This window comes from Escherichia fergusonii ATCC 35469 (genome assembly GCF_000026225.1).
Taxonomy (GTDB): Bacteria; Pseudomonadota; Gammaproteobacteria; order Enterobacterales; family Enterobacteriaceae; genus Escherichia; species Escherichia fergusonii.
This window is the reverse complement of record NC_011740.1, coordinates 2,728,311-2,742,565: the sequence shown is the minus strand read 5'-3', so window position 1 is coordinate 2,742,565 and position 14,255 is coordinate 2,728,311. Positions and strand designations below refer to the sequence as shown.

At 51.2% G+C, this 14,255-nt stretch carries 10 protein-coding genes; 5 read left to right on the top strand and 5 right to left on the bottom strand.

Annotated features, from left to right (window positions below; all coding sequences use genetic code 11):
- Positions 1-30: 30 nt before the first annotated feature.
- The 3 genes from EFER_RS13420 to EFER_RS13410 all read right to left on the bottom strand — a co-directional run bounded on the left by EFER_RS13420 (position 31) and on the right by EFER_RS13410 (position 2,954).
- Positions 31-702 (bottom strand): FadR/GntR family transcriptional regulator, encoded by a 672-nt coding sequence (locus EFER_RS13420; protein WP_000906846.1) that lies wholly within the window; start codon positions 700-702, stop codon positions 31-33.
- Positions 703-796: 94 nt separating this feature from the next.
- Entirely contained in the window at positions 797-2,200 is a 1,404-nt protein-coding gene (locus EFER_RS13415) for a GGDEF domain-containing protein (RefSeq protein ID WP_000438625.1), read from the bottom strand.
- Positions 2,201-2,321: 121 nt separating this feature from the next.
- Positions 2,322-2,954 (bottom strand): LysE family transporter, encoded by a 633-nt coding sequence (locus EFER_RS13410; protein WP_000433505.1) that lies wholly within the window; start codon positions 2,952-2,954, stop codon positions 2,322-2,324.
- Positions 2,955-3,139: 185 nt separating this feature from the next.
- Here EFER_RS13410 and yahO point away from each other — a divergent pair, with 185 nt between their 5' ends.
- Positions 3,140-3,415 (top strand): DUF1471 family periplasmic protein YahO, encoded by a 276-nt coding sequence (gene yahO / locus EFER_RS13405; protein WP_000855701.1) that lies wholly within the window; start codon positions 3,140-3,142, stop codon positions 3,413-3,415.
- Between the two features lie 97 nt (positions 3,416-3,512).
- Here yahO and prpR read toward each other — a convergent pair whose 3' ends face one another.
- Positions 3,513-5,099 carry a propionate catabolism operon regulatory protein PrpR gene (prpR, locus tag EFER_RS13400; RefSeq protein ID WP_000941021.1) on the bottom strand — a complete coding sequence of 529 codons (1,587 nt, stop codon included), beginning with the start codon at positions 5,097-5,099 and terminating at the stop codon, positions 3,513-3,515.
- Between the two features lie 238 nt (positions 5,100-5,337).
- Between prpR and prpB the strand changes: the two genes are divergently transcribed.
- Genes prpB through prpE form a run of 4 tightly spaced genes read left to right on the top strand, consistent with a single transcriptional unit; the run spans position 5,338 to position 10,853 of the window.
- Positions 5,338-6,228, top strand: a complete 891-nt coding sequence (gene prpB, locus EFER_RS13395; RefSeq protein WP_000052172.1) for a methylisocitrate lyase — start codon at positions 5,338-5,340, stop codon at positions 6,226-6,228.
- Between the two features lie 44 nt (positions 6,229-6,272).
- On the top strand, positions 6,273-7,442 hold the full coding sequence (gene prpC, locus EFER_RS13390) for a bifunctional 2-methylcitrate synthase/citrate synthase (protein WP_001285885.1): 1,170 nt from the start codon (positions 6,273-6,275) through the stop codon (positions 7,440-7,442).
- A gap of 33 nt (positions 7,443-7,475) precedes the next feature.
- Entirely contained in the window at positions 7,476-8,927 is a 1,452-nt protein-coding gene (gene prpD / locus EFER_RS13385) for a 2-methylcitrate dehydratase (RefSeq protein ID WP_001275845.1), read from the top strand.
- Between the two features lie 39 nt (positions 8,928-8,966).
- Positions 8,967-10,853 (top strand): propionate--CoA ligase, encoded by a 1,887-nt coding sequence (gene prpE, locus EFER_RS13380; RefSeq protein ID WP_000010241.1) that lies wholly within the window; start codon positions 8,967-8,969, stop codon positions 10,851-10,853.
- Positions 10,854-10,890: 37 nt separating this feature from the next.
- Here prpE and EFER_RS13375 read toward each other — a convergent pair whose 3' ends face one another.
- Positions 10,891-13,959, bottom strand: coding sequence for a beta-galactosidase (locus tag EFER_RS13375; protein WP_001130583.1), 3,069 nt, complete (start codon positions 13,957-13,959; stop codon positions 10,891-10,893).
- Between the last annotated feature and the right edge of the window lie 296 nt (positions 13,960-14,255).

Genomic DNA, 14,255 nt, shown 5'->3' with positions numbered 1-14,255 from the left:
TCACTACGCGTTTTTTTAGCGCAGAAAAGGTTAATAACCAATTATTTCTCGCACATACTTCAAATGTAGCAGTGCCTGTTGCAAGGCATTGTCTGCATCTCCTGCACGAATCGCCTCAATGATTGCTTTATGCTGTTGATTAAGGTTGATAAGTACATTCTTATCGCCGGAACGTTTATCCAGCCCGGCATAGGGTATATTGATGCGCTGCTCCCAAAGCATCCGTGACATATCTAATAACACCCGATTATGACTGGCTTCAGAAATGGCCAGATGAAACTGCTTATCAAGCGTATAAAATTCAGCCACATTATTTTCGTTAATGGCATTTTCCATTCGTAAATAAAGTGCCTCAATTTTATTAATCATTGTTTCATTATTAGCCAGTGCTGCAAGTCGGGCACAATGACTATCAACTAAATCACGGGTATAAAGAATTTCTTCGATAGTGTAATCGACAGGAGGGTGTTTTTTATCGCTGACAATCACCCCATTTCCAGACTGAATAATAATCCAGCCAGATATCTCCAGAACTATAAGCGCTTCTCTTAGCGATGAACGACTAACCCCCAGTTGTTTCGCCAGTTCACGTTCTGGAGGTAAAAAGCTACCTGGTGGAAACACATTATCATTGATGAGCTTAATAATAAGATTCGCTATCTTTTGATAGAGCCTTTCCTGTTTAATTTCTGGAATTAGCATGTGCCTCCCGCTCGATTTTATCGTTAGTTATCCGACGAATTATCATACCATCCCTGGTTCGGATCTACTGCTTTCGAGTGACAATGACGAAAAATCAGCCGTTTGTCATATGTGGCTGGAAAACTTCTACCCGGTTTCGGCCCTGACTTTTGGCGTAATAAAGTGCACTATCTGCCTTTTCTATCAATAGCTTATAGTCAGGATGATAATCATATTCGGCGACGCCAATACTGACCGTGACCGAAAAACTTTCACTGGCTGAAGCCTGGATACGCAAACCAGCCATTTTGTTACGTAGATTTTCGAGAATAATTTTGGCTTGTGATAATTCTGTTTCGACAAGCAAAATCATAAATTCTTCGCCACCATAGCGGAAAACATAATCACTGCTGCGAATATGTTCATAAATCATCGCAGAGACATTTTTCAGCGTATTATCCCCGGCATTATGCCCATAACGATCATTAATTTGCTTGAAGTAATCAATATCCAGCATGGCGAGGGCGAACGGTTTACGTGAGTGCAGGGCGATAGAGATTTCCCGCCGCATAATCGTCGGAATAAAGCGCCGATTTAATAGTTGTGTCAGAGAATCTTTACCGTTTTCTTCTTTTACCAGATCTTCAAACATGGAAGAGAGTAAAATATGAATTTGCGCCGTTAACTGGCGAATTTCCTGCAATAACTTCAGACGTTCGTCTGTGGTCAGTTGCGCGTGCAGGGGAAGCTCTTGTTTCAGATGGTGGTCGATCTTTTTCATCAACGTTTCCATCCCGGAAAGCAACACGCTTTTACCCAGAATATGCTTCCCTTTATGAGCAAACCACATGCCAAATTCAGATTTAGACAAGAAGACCAGGTCTTTTATGGGTAAGCCAGTCGCAATATTGTAGATAAATTGGTTTTCCCAGTCGGTGAGAGAACGAATTTGTCTTTCCCGTTCCACGTTTATATCGTCATAGATAGTCAACAAGCGGTATTGCTCTTCGGCATTGACTGAATTTTGCACGCTTGGCGAGTAAGATGCCGTCATTGCTTCTATGGCTGTATCAATTGCCAGGCCGCTAAAACAAATGGCGTCGGTAATGATATGTGCGGCAGCCACTTTTCGCAGCGCGAGGATTTGATAAAGTTCTTCTTTGATTTTTCGTGCAGCCCGAGCGACCAGATCGATAGGTAAACCGATGCGCGCATGAACGATGCCAATTTCATGCTGCTTTGCTAACAGTTCATGTAAATCTTGCTGCGAGCTGCCCAGTACTGCACGTAACCAGTGAAACATGCTGCTACTAAGGCGGCTGTTAACCTGCTCAGTATTCAGGAACAGGGCACTTTCAGTGTGCGACAACATGTAATCATAAAAAATAGTTACCAGATGGTGTAACTCTTTGTCACTTAATGACAACAGCAGTTCATGTGCGGCAACTGGTGTTTGATTAATGAGTGTTTGCCATTCTGTAAAAAGAAGATCGTCGCTACCGGATTCAACCTGTTCCATTGTGCTACCTGCCATTAATAAATCTCGGTGATATTACGGGCATTTTTCGCGCAATGGTCAAGGAGGATTTTGCCGGAAGAACGCATTGTGAATTGCACGTTAAACGGGCGTATCCGAAGCTTTAACGATGCGTCATACCCTCGTAAATCAGACGGAGTGCAAACATACCAATTACCGCCCCAATAACCCGACTGGCAATTCGTTGTATTCTTCCGTAAGCGCGGCGTACAGCGGGTAATGAAAAGGCCTGGCTGAGAAAAATCCGCCAGATAACCGAAGAGAATACTATTCCGCCCCATGCCAGCAATCGAGCCCAGGCAGGTGTTTCAGCATTCAGGGTGACGGAGAAAATACTGATAAAAAACAGTACAGTTTGCGGATTGGAGAGATCAGTCAGCAATCCCCGACGAAAAAAAACATACCAGGGCGCGCTGAGTGGTGAGTGCAGAGTGGATATTTGCGGCGTAGCCTGATGGCGAATGCTATTCCATGCAAACCACAACAGATAAGCGCCGCCAGCGATCTTAATCATCGCAAACAATTCTGCGCTTTGGGTGATTAACGTTGCCATACCAAACAATCCCAGCCCGGAATAAAACGCATCACCCAGTGCCACACCAAGCCCCGTTAGCACGCCCGCTCTCCGACCAGAAGCCAGACTGGTCTGCACCACGACAAACAGGTTTGCCCCAGGATTAAAAAAGGTAATGACGAACAAACCAACGGTAAGAAAAACGGCGTGCAGAGGTTCCATAAGGAGTCATTCCATAAATATGATGAATAACTTCATCATATTTCTGTAAAAATCGACCCGGTGCGAGAATGATCACAAACGTCTAATTTTCCTGCTTCTGGCTTTTTTATCCTGGCTGAACTAATTATTAATCGACCCGGATTTTCTGAGGGTGATAGCGTGATAACTCATCTGGAGCAAAAAATATGAAAACGATGTCTAAATTGTTAATCGGTGCGTTAGCGTTTGCCGTTACCAACGTTTATGCCGCAGAATTAATGACCAAAGCGGAATTTGAAAAAGTTGCATCGCAGTACGAAAAAATAGGTGATATTTCAACCAGTAATGAAATGTCGACCGCAGATGCGAAAGAAGATCTGATCAAAAAAGCGGATGAAAAAGGGGCTGATGTGTTGGTGCTGACCTCTGGTCAAACTGACAATAAGATCCACGGCACGGCAAATATTTATAAGAAGAAATAATTCTGCACCCCATGTAAACATGCCCGATGCGTAAGTTTATCGGTGATCATCTATTGAAATTTATGCCGGATAAAGCGTTATCGCTGGATTCGGCATTTCAGTTTTTCAGCCGCCGCCAGAATGTCGTTCGGCTGATACCTAAATAATTCGCCGCGGCTGTTTTATCGCCATTAAATTTCTCCAGTGCCTGTTGTGGCGTCAGTAAGCATGGACCGGGAGTTTCCGCCGACTCGCGCGCCAGTTCCGGCAGTAGCAACTGCAAAAATTGCGGCGTTAAATCCGGCGTCGGTTCCACACTTAAAAATAGCGCCAGTCGTTCCATCATATTGCGCAGTTCACGAATATTTCCCGGCCAGTTGTAGCGCAACAGCACAGTTTCACTTGCCTGTAATCCCTGACGTAACGCGGAAGAAAACGGCGCAGTAAGTGCCGCCAGTGACACTTTCAAAAAGCTTTCCGCCAGCGGCAGAATATCCGCCACCCGCTCGCGTAGCGGCGGCAATTGCAGACGCAAAATACTCAGTCGATAAAACAGATCACGGCGAAAACGCCCTTGCTGCATATCCTCTTCGAGATTGCAGTGAGTGGCGCTAATAACCCGCACATCCACCGGAACAGGCTGATGCCCGCCGACGCGGGTGACCTCTTTTTCTTCCAGCACCCGCAGCAGCCGGGTCTGCAACGGCAGCGGCATTTCGCCTATCTCGTCAAGAAACAGCGTGCCACCGTGGGCGATTTCAAACAGCCCGGCGCGTCCTCCGCGTCGCGAGCCGGTAAACGCCCCTTCCTCATAGCCAAACAGTTCCGCCTCCAGCAGCGATTCGGCAATCGCCCCGCAGTTGACGGCAACAAACGGATGTGACTTTTTGCCCCGTCGTGCATCGTGGCGGGCAAAGTATTCCCGATGAATCGCCTGGGCCGCCAGTTCTTTGCCCGTCCCCGTTTCCCCTTCAATCAACACCGCCGCACTGGAACGGGCATACAGCAAAATAGTCTGCCGCACCTGTTCCATCTGTGGTGATTGACCGAGCATATCGCCCAGCACGTAACGAGTACGCAGGGCATTGCGGGTAGCATCGTGCGCGTTATGCCGTAGAGACATGCGCGTCATATCCAGCGCATCGCTGAACGCCTGGCGTACGGTGGCGGCAGAATAGATAAAAATTCCGGTCATTCCGGCTTCTTCCGCCAGATCGGTAATCAGCCCTGCGCCGACCACCGCTTCGGTGCCGTTGGCTTTCAACTCATTGATTTGCCCGCGGGCGTCTTCTTCGGTGATGTAGCTACGTTGGTCGAGGCGCAAACTAAAGGTTTTTTGAAACGCTACCAATGCCGGAATGGTTTCCTGATAGGTGACAACGCCGATAGAAGAGGTGAGTTTTCCGGCTTTTGCCAGTGCCTGTAACACATCGTAGCCGCTCGGTTTTATCAGAATTACCGGTACCGACAGGCGGCTTTTCAGGTACGCGCCGTTAGAGCCAGCGGCAATGATGGCGTCGCAGCGTTCGCTGGCCAGTTTTTTGCGGATGTAGGCCACCGCTTTTTCAAAGCCAAGCTGGATAGGGGTAATGTTTGCCAGGTGATCAAACTCGAGACTGATATCGCGAAACAGCTCGAACAGGCGCGTTACAGATACCGTCCAGATAACCGGTTTGTCGTCATTCAGCCGTGGTGGATGTGCCATAGCGCACCGCAAAGTTAAGAAACCGAATATTGGGTTTAGTCTTGTTTCATAATTGTTGCAATGAAATGCAGTGAAACATTGCCTGAAACGTTAACTGAAACGCATATTTGCGGATCACTTCATGATTTTATCTCTAACAAATTGAAATTAAACATTTAATTTTATTCAGGCAATTGTGGCATACCCCTTGCTTTGTCTTTATCAACGCAAATAACAAGTTGATAACAAAGGATGGGCTATGTCTCTACACTCTCCAGGTAAAGCGTTTCGCGCTGCACTGTCTAAAGAAAATCCATTGCAGATTGTCGGCACCATCAACGCTAATCATGCGCTGCTGGCGCAGCGTGCCGGATATCAGGCGATTTATCTCTCCGGTGGTGGCGTGGCGGCAGGTTCGCTGGGGCTGCCGGATCTCGGTATTTCTACTCTTGATGATGTGCTGACTGATATTCGCCGTATCACCGACGTCTGCTCGCTGCCGCTGCTGGTGGATGCGGATATCGGTTTTGGCTCTTCGGCTTTTAACGTTGCCCGCACTGTGAAATCGATGATTAAAGCCGGTGCGGCGGGCTTACATATTGAAGATCAGGTTGGAGCAAAACGCTGCGGACATCGTCCGAACAAAGCGATCGTTTCAAAAGAAGAAATGGTGGATCGGATCCGCGCGGCGGTGGATGCGAAAACCGATCCTGATTTTGTGATCATGGCGCGCACCGATGCGCTGGCGGTTGAAGGGCTGGATGCGGCGATCGAGCGTGCGCAGGCTTATGTTGAAGCGGGTGCCGAGATGTTGTTCCCGGAAGCAATTACCGAACTCGCCATGTACCGCCAGTTTGCCGATGCGGTGCAGGTGCCGATCCTTGCCAACATTACTGAATTTGGTGCTACGCCGCTGTTTACCACCGACGAATTACGCAGCGCCCATGTCGCAATGGCGCTGTATCCCCTTTCTGCTTTCCGCGCAATGAACCGCGCCGCTGAACATGTCTACAACGTCCTGCGTCAGGAAGGCACGCAGAAAAGCGTCATCGACACCATGCAGACCCGCAACGAGCTGTATGAAAGCATCAACTACTACCAGTACGAAGAGAAGCTCGACGACCTGTTTGCCCGTAGCCAGGCGAAATAAAACACAACGAAAAATATCTCGACCCTACAAATGACGAGGACAACATGAGCGATACAACGATCCTGCAAAACAGTACCCATATCATTAAACCGAAAAAATCTGTGGCACTTTCTGGCGTTCCGGCGGGCAATACGGCGCTGTGTACGGTGGGTAAAAGTGGCAATGACCTGCATTACCGCGGCTACGATATTCTTGATCTGGCAGAACATTGCGAATTTGAAGAAGTGGCGCATCTGCTGATCCACGGCAAACTGCCAACCCGTGACGAACTCGCCGCCTACAAAACAAAACTGAAAGCCCTGCGCGGTTTACCGGCTAACGTGCGTACTGTGCTGGAAGCCTTACCAGCGGCGTCGCATCCGATGGATGTCATGCGCACCGGCGTTTCCGCGCTCGGCTGCACGCTGCCAGAAAAAGAGGGGCATACCGTCTCTGGCGCGCGGGATATTGCCGACAAACTGTTGGCGTCGCTGAGCTCGATTCTTCTCTACTGGTATCACTACAGCCACAACGGCGAACGCATCCAGCCGGAAACCGATGACGATTCCATCGGCGGTCACTTCCTGCATTTGCTGCACGGCGAAAAGCCGTCGCAAAGCTGGGAAAAGGCGATGCATATTTCGCTGGTGCTGTACGCCGAACACGAGTTTAACGCCTCCACCTTTACCAGCCGGGTGATTGCGGGCACCGGCTCTGACATGTATTCAGCCATTATCGGCGCGATTGGCGCACTGCGCGGGCCGAAACACGGCGGGGCGAATGAAGTGTCGCTGGAGATCCAGCAACGCTACGAAACGCCGGACGAAGCCGAAGCCGATATCCGCAAGCGCGTGGAAAACAAAGAAGTGGTGATTGGTTTTGGACATCCGGTTTATACCATCGCTGACCCGCGTCATCAGGTGATCAAACGCGTGGCGAAGCAGCTCTCGCAGGAAGGCGGCTCGCTGAAGATGTACAACATCGCCGATCGTCTGGAAACGGTGATGTGGGAGAGCAAAAAGATGTTCCCCAATCTCGACTGGTTCTCCGCTGTTTCCTACAACATGATGGGCGTTCCCACCGAGATGTTCACCCCACTGTTTGTTATCGCCCGCGTCACCGGCTGGGCGGCGCACATTATCGAACAACGTCAGGACAACAAAATTATCCGTCCTTCCGCCAATTATGTTGGCCCTGAAGACCGCCAGTTTGTCGCGCTGGATAAGCGCCAGTAAACCTCTACGAATAACAAGAAGGAAACGTACCCAATGTCAGCTCAAATCAACAACATCCGCCCGGAATTCGACCGCGAAATTATTGATATCGTCGATTACGTCATGAACTACGAAATCAGCTCCAGAGTGGCCTACGACACCGCACATTACTGCCTACTCGACACTCTCGGCTGCGGTCTTGAAGCTCTCGAATACCCGGCCTGTAAAAAACTGCTGGGGCCAATTGTTCCTGGCACCGTCGTACCTAACGGCGTGCGCGTTCCCGGAACTCAGTTCCAGCTCGACCCCGTCCAGGCGGCATTTAACATTGGCGCGATGATCCGCTGGCTCGATTTCAACGATACCTGGCTGGCGGCGGAGTGGGGCCATCCTTCCGACAACCTCGGCGGCATTCTGGCAACGGCAGACTGGCTTTCACGCAACGCGGTCGCCAGCGGCAAAGCGCCGTTGACCATGAAACAGGTGCTGACCGCAATGATTAAAGCCCATGAAATTCAGGGCTGCATCGCGCTGGAAAACTCCTTTAATCGCGTCGGCCTTGACCACGTTCTGTTAGTGAAAGTGGCTTCCACCGCCGTGGTCGCCGAAATGCTTGGCCTGACCCGTGATGAAATCCTCAACGCCGTTTCGCTGGCATGGGTAGACGGACAGTCGCTGCGCACCTACCGCCATGCGCCGAACACCGGCACGCGTAAATCCTGGGCGGCGGGCGATGCTACATCCCGCGCGGTACGTCTGGCGCTGATGGCGAAAACGGGCGAAATGGGTTACCCGTCAGCTCTGACCGCGCCGGTGTGGGGCTTCTACGACGTCTCCTTTAAAGGTGAATCGTTCCGCTTCCAGCGTCCGTACGGTTCTTACGTCATGGAGAATGTGCTGTTCAAAATCTCCTTCCCGGCGGAGTTCCACTCCCAGACGGCAGTTGAAGCGGCGATGACGCTCTATGAACAGATGCAGGCAGCAGGCAAAACGGCGGCGGATATCGAAAAAGTGACCATTCGCACCCACGAAGCCTGTATTCGCATCATCGACAAAAAAGGGCCGCTCAATAACCCGGCTGACCGCGACCACTGCATTCAGTATATGGTGGCGATCCCACTGCTGTTCGGGCGCTTAACGGCAGCAGATTACGAAGAAAACGTCGCGCAAGATAAACGCATCGACGCCCTGCGCGAGAAGATCAATTGCTTTGAAGATCCGGCATTTACCGCTGACTACCACGACCCGGAAAAACGCGCCATCGCCAATGCTATTACCCTTGAGTTTACCGACGGTACGCGATTTGAAGAAGTGGTGGTGGAGTACCCAATTGGTCATGCTCGTCGCCGCCATGACGGTATTCCGAAACTGGTCGATAAATTCAAAATCAACCTCGCGCGCCAGTTCCCGACTCGACAGCAGCAGCGCATTCTGGAGGTTTCTCTGGACAGAGCTCGCCTGGAACAGATGCCGGTCAATGAGTATCTCGACCTGTACGTCATTTAAGTAAACGGCGGTAAGGCGTAAGTTCAACAGGAGAGCATTATGTCTTTTAGCGAATTTTATCAGCGTTCGATTAACGAACCGGAGAAGTTCTGGGCCGAGCAGGCCCGGCGTATTGACTGGCAGACGCCCTTTACGCAAACACTCGATCACAGCAATCCGCCGTTTGCCCGTTGGTTTTGTGAAGGCCGAACCAATTTGTGTCATAACGCCATCGACCGCTGGCTGGAGAAACAGCCAGAGGCGCTGGCATTAATTGCCGTCTCTTCGGAAACAGAAGAAGAGCGCACCTTTACCTTTCGCCAGTTGCATGACGAAGTGAACGCGGTGGCGTCAATGCTGCGCTCACTGGGCGTACGGCGTGGCGATCGGGTGCTGGTGTATATGCCGATGATTGCCGAAGCGCATATTACCCTGCTGGCCTGCGCGCGCATTGGCGCTATTCACTCGGTAGTGTTTGGTGGATTTGCCTCGCATAGCGTGGCTGCGCGGATTGATGACGCTAAACCGGTGCTGATTGTCTCGGCAGATGCCGGAGCGCGCGGTGGCAAAATCATTCCTTATAAAAAATTGCTCGACGATGCGATAAGTCAGGCGCAGCATCAGCCGCGCCACGTTTTGCTGGTGGATCGCGGGCTGGCGAAAATGGCGCGCGTCAGCGGGCGGGATGTCGATTTCGCGTCGTTGCGCCATCAACACATCGGCGCGCGGGTGCCGGTGGCGTGGCTGGAATCCAACGAAACCTCCTGCATTCTCTACACCTCCGGCACGACCGGCAAACCAAAAGGTGTGCAGCGTGACGTCGGCGGTTATGCGGTGGCGCTGGCGACCTCAATGGACACCATTTTTGGTGGCAAAGCGGGCGGTGTGTTCTTCTGTGCGTCGGATATCGGCTGGGTAGTTGGGCATTCGTATATCGTCTACGCGCCGCTGCTGGCGGGGATGGCGACTATCGTTTACGAAGGATTGCCGACTTATCCTGACTGCGGTGTGTGGTGGAAAATCGTCGAGAAATATCAGGTTAGCCGGATGTTCTCAGCGCCGACCGCCATCCGCGTGCTGAAAAAATTCCCTACCGCTGAAATTCGCAAACACGATCTTTCCTCGCTGGAAGCACTGTATCTGGCGGGGGAACCGCTGGACGAGCCGACCGCCAGTTGGGTGAGCAATACGCTGGATGTGCCGGTCATCGACAACTACTGGCAGACCGAATCCGGCTGGCCGATTATGGCGATTGCTCGCGGTCTGGATGACAGGCCGACGCGTCTGGGAAGCCCCGGCGTGCCGATGTATGGCTACAACGTGCAGTTGCTCAATGAAGTCACCGGCGAACCGTGCGGCGTCAACGAGAAAGGGATGCTGGTGGTAGAAGGGCCGCTGCCGCCGGGGTGTATTAAAACCATCTGGGGCGATGACGACCGCTTTGTGAAGACGTATTGGTCGTTATTTTCCCGTCCGGTGTACGCCACCTTTGACTGGGGCATCCGCGATGCTGACGGTTATCACTTTATTCTCGGGCGCACTGACGATGTGATTAACGTTGCCGGGCATCGGCTGGGGACGCGCGAGATTGAAGAGAGTATCTCCAGTCATCCGGGCGTTGCCGAAGTGGCGGTGGTTGGGGTGAAAGATGCACTGAAAGGGCAGGTGGCAGTGGCGTTTGTCATTCCGAAAGAAAGCGACAGTCTGGAAGATCGCGAGGTGGCGCACTCGCAAGAGAAGGCGATTATGGCGCTGGTGGACAGCCAGATTGGCAACTTTGGTCGCCCGGCGCACGTCTGGTTTGTCTCGCAATTACCGAAAACGCGATCCGGAAAAATGCTGCGCCGCACGATCCAGGCGATTTGTGAAGGACGCGATCCGGGGGATCTGACGACTATTGATGATCCTGCGTCGTTGGATCAGATCCGCCAGGCGATGGAAGAGTAAGGCGTTGTCGGATGTGCTCGCGTGACGCATCCGACATTTATCGCCAGCTCACCTGATAATAATAACGACCAGCGTTCAATAAAAACTCCGGCGAAACTGACGGGCTCCATGAGTCATCACCGCCAACTCCCATATGAAAACCATCGATATTTAGCCATGTGCCTTCTTCCGCTTGTAGCAGATGGCGATGGCTGGTCTCCATGAGTTGCTTTTGGCTATAACGGCTGATATTGAACTGAAAGTCGCCTCGCCATTGGTGTGAGCCATAATTCAATTCGCGAGTGCCACAACGCAGACCGTTTTCACTGGGGAAGACGTAGGGTGTATACATCGCTGACAATGGTCGCTCCCAGCGGTCATAACAGGCTGCACTTAGTCTGTCTGGGTAGTTTTCTTCCGGGCCTAATCCCAGCCAGTTTACGCGCTCTGCCACTTGCGCCAGTTGGCAGGTGAGGCCAACACGTGCCGGATGCGGTGTATCGCTTGCAACCTCAACATTAACAGCAATGAACATCTCACCATGCCCATCAATACGATAGGTTTTTCGGCTGATAAACAGCGTCTTACCCTGATACTGCCAGGCATGTGCAGTGGTTATCAGTACCGACTGTGAAAGCGCCTGTGCTTCACATTGCAGTAATAACACCTCTGGCTGGTAATGCCCGGCGGCTTTCCAGCGTTCCACCCAGGCGTTAGGATCAATATGGTGGGCTTCGCTGACACCAATATCGTTGTCCAGCGGCGCACGGGTAAATTGATCCATAAGCGGAGACAATAACTGCGGCTGGTCATCAAGCCAGTATTGGCTGAGAAAACCTGAATGGCGGTTAAATTGCCAACGTTTATGACCTGACTCCACGCTAAAAAAAGCATCATCAATTGATAAATCAGGTGTACAGGAAGCCGCCGTTGGGGATTCAGTAGAAAGATTTTCAGCAATCAGCCACTGCTGCCAGGCGCTGATATGACCCGCTTCAGACCAGGCTGTTGCGTTAGGTTGTATCACTTGTACGGTTAGCCATAGTTGCCCAGGCATTTGCGAAAGAGGGTATTCAGGCAAGGTGATAACTTGAGTGCTACATGCTGCGACATCCAGAGACTCTTCGCCACTCGCCACAGTGTTTCCATCCCACGCTAGCGACCATTGCAGGATCTCATTATCGCTGTGGCGGAACATGTATTCACTGGTGACTTCAATTTTCCGTTCGAGCAGCCTGAACTGGAAAAATTGTTGAGCATGTTTCGCCTCCGTTAGTGCCGGATGCGGCGTGCGATCGGCAAAGACCAGACCGTTCATACAGAACTGACGGTCATTAGGCGTATCACCAAAATCACCGCCGTAAGCCGACCACGGATGACCCTCTTCATCATATTTAATCAGCGACTGATCCACCCAGTCCCAGACAAAACCACCTTGTAAACGCGGATACTGACGAAATGCCTGCCAGTATTTGCTAAAGCCGCCGAGGCTGTTCCCCATCGCGTGGGCGTATTCGCAGAGTATTAACGGGCGTTGTTCACCAGGTAGTGAAAGCCATTTTTTAATCGACCATTTTGGCACTGCCGGGAAGGGCTGATCTTCATCGACACGGGCGTACATCGGGCAAATGATATCGGTTGCCGCCGTGTTTGCTCCTCCACCTTCATACTGCACCGGGCGGGAAGGATCGGTTGATTTTACCCAGCGATAAAGCGCATCGTGATTTGCACCATGACCAGACTCATTACCCAATGACCAGATTATAATGCAGGGATGATTGCGGTCTCGCTGCACCATCCGTGTTACGCGCTGGCTCATGGCGGGTAACCACTGTGGATCATCACTCAGACGGTTCATCGGCACCATGCCGTGGGTTTCGATATTTGCCTCATCAACCACATATAGCCCGTACTGGTCGCAAAGTGTGTACCACAAAGGATGATTAGGGTAATGCGAACAGCGGACAGCATTGAAGTTATTCTGCTTCATCAGCAGGATATCTTGCAGCATGGTTTCACGGTCCATCACCTGCCCATGCAGCGGATGATGCTCATGGCGGTTCACTCCACGAATCAGCAACGGTTTTCCGTTAAGCAGCAATAACCCGTTTTCAATTTTGACCTGACGAAAACCGACATCACACGCTTCGGCTTCTATCAAAGTGCCGTCAGCGGTTTGTAACAAGAATACGACGCGGTAAAGGTTGGGCGTTTCCGCACTCCAGAGTGCAGGTCTTTCCACTGAAAGACGTAACGTTACTCGATCGTTATATGCGCCGCGCTCATCAATAATTTCACTGCCAGGTGGCGCGGTTTCTTCATCAATCAGCGTTTCTCCCTGCCACAATTGCACTGTGACAAGCTGCTCTCTGACGTCGTCGCTGTTGATTCTGACCTCTGCCTCCAGAGCTGCCCGGCTAAAATCATCGTTAAAGTGCGTATTCACATGCATATCGTTGATTTGACTGGTAGGTTTATGCAGCAGTGTAACGTCACGAAAAATACCACTCATCCGCCACATATCCTGATCTTCCAGGTAGCTACCGTCACACCAGCGCAGCACCATTACCGCCAGGCGGTTTTCGCCTTCCTGCAAGAAGTCACTGAGATCAAACTCAGAAGGGAGTCGGCTATCCTGGGAATAACCTACCCAACAGCCGTTACACCACAAATGAAATGCGGAATTGACACCATCAAAAATTATTCGTGTCTGCCCTGACTGCCGCCAGGCGTCATCCACCGTAAAGATAACTGAATAACAACCCGTGGGATTTTCCACAGGAACAAAAGGGGGATTAACCGGAATTGGGTAGGTGATGTTGGTGTAAATTGGCGCGTCGTAGCCATCCATCTGCCAGCATGAAGGTACGGTCACCGTGTCGGCATTGTCGGTGTCGTACAACAACCAACTTTCCGGTACGGCTTCAGGGAACGGATACCATGTAAATCGCCATTCACCGTTCAGGTTAAGCACACTACCGGAAGTCAGGTTATTGCGAGCGTCTTCAGCACTGCGCCAGCTGCTGAAAGAGGGATGTGCTGCCAGGCGGTTGAGTTGACTTATCGCCGGGTTTTCCCAGTCGCGACGATGTAAGACAGCTGCAAGTGAATCCGTATTCAAGGGCATGGCGGTATCCTGAGATAAAGTCGTCTGCTGGCTATCTTGCCATAGGCTATAAATAAGCGTCTTATTCAGTGTGCAAATGTGTGCGCGAGGACGAATTGTCTGTAACAAGTATGAGAAGAGGAGGGGCGTTACAACTTTCGTATTAATGCCGGGGCGTTTTTTCACTGCCAGAGTTTAACTAAAAGCCGAAAACGGAGGTGTTATGAGTTGGCGACCCTGGCTGTATGTCATTGTTACACCCAAACCTTTACTCAGCCCCCGGCGCGGACATTTACGTCTGGTACGCTGATAAGGAA

Coding starts and splice junctions, on each gene's coding strand:
- EFER_RS13420 (WP_000906846.1), bottom strand. CDS start 702: ATGCTAATTCCAGAAATTAAACAGGAAAGGCTCTATCAAAAGATAGCG.
- EFER_RS13415 (WP_000438625.1), bottom strand. CDS start 2,200: ATGGAACAGGTTGAATCCGGTAGCGACGATCTTCTTTTTACAGAATGG.
- EFER_RS13410 (WP_000433505.1), bottom strand. CDS start 2,954: ATGGAACCTCTGCACGCCGTTTTTCTTACCGTTGGTTTGTTCGTCATT.
- yahO (WP_000855701.1), top strand. CDS start 3,140: ATGAAAACGATGTCTAAATTGTTAATCGGTGCGTTAGCGTTTGCCGTT.
- prpR (WP_000941021.1), bottom strand. CDS start 5,099: ATGGCACATCCACCACGGCTGAATGACGACAAACCGGTTATCTGGACG.
- prpB (WP_000052172.1), top strand. CDS start 5,338: ATGTCTCTACACTCTCCAGGTAAAGCGTTTCGCGCTGCACTGTCTAAA.
- prpC (WP_001285885.1), top strand. CDS start 6,273: ATGAGCGATACAACGATCCTGCAAAACAGTACCCATATCATTAAACCG.
- prpD (WP_001275845.1), top strand. CDS start 7,476: ATGTCAGCTCAAATCAACAACATCCGCCCGGAATTCGACCGCGAAATT.
- prpE (WP_000010241.1), top strand. CDS start 8,967: ATGTCTTTTAGCGAATTTTATCAGCGTTCGATTAACGAACCGGAGAAG.
- EFER_RS13375 (WP_001130583.1), bottom strand. CDS start 13,959: ATGCCCTTGAATACGGATTCACTTGCAGCTGTCTTACATCGTCGCGAC.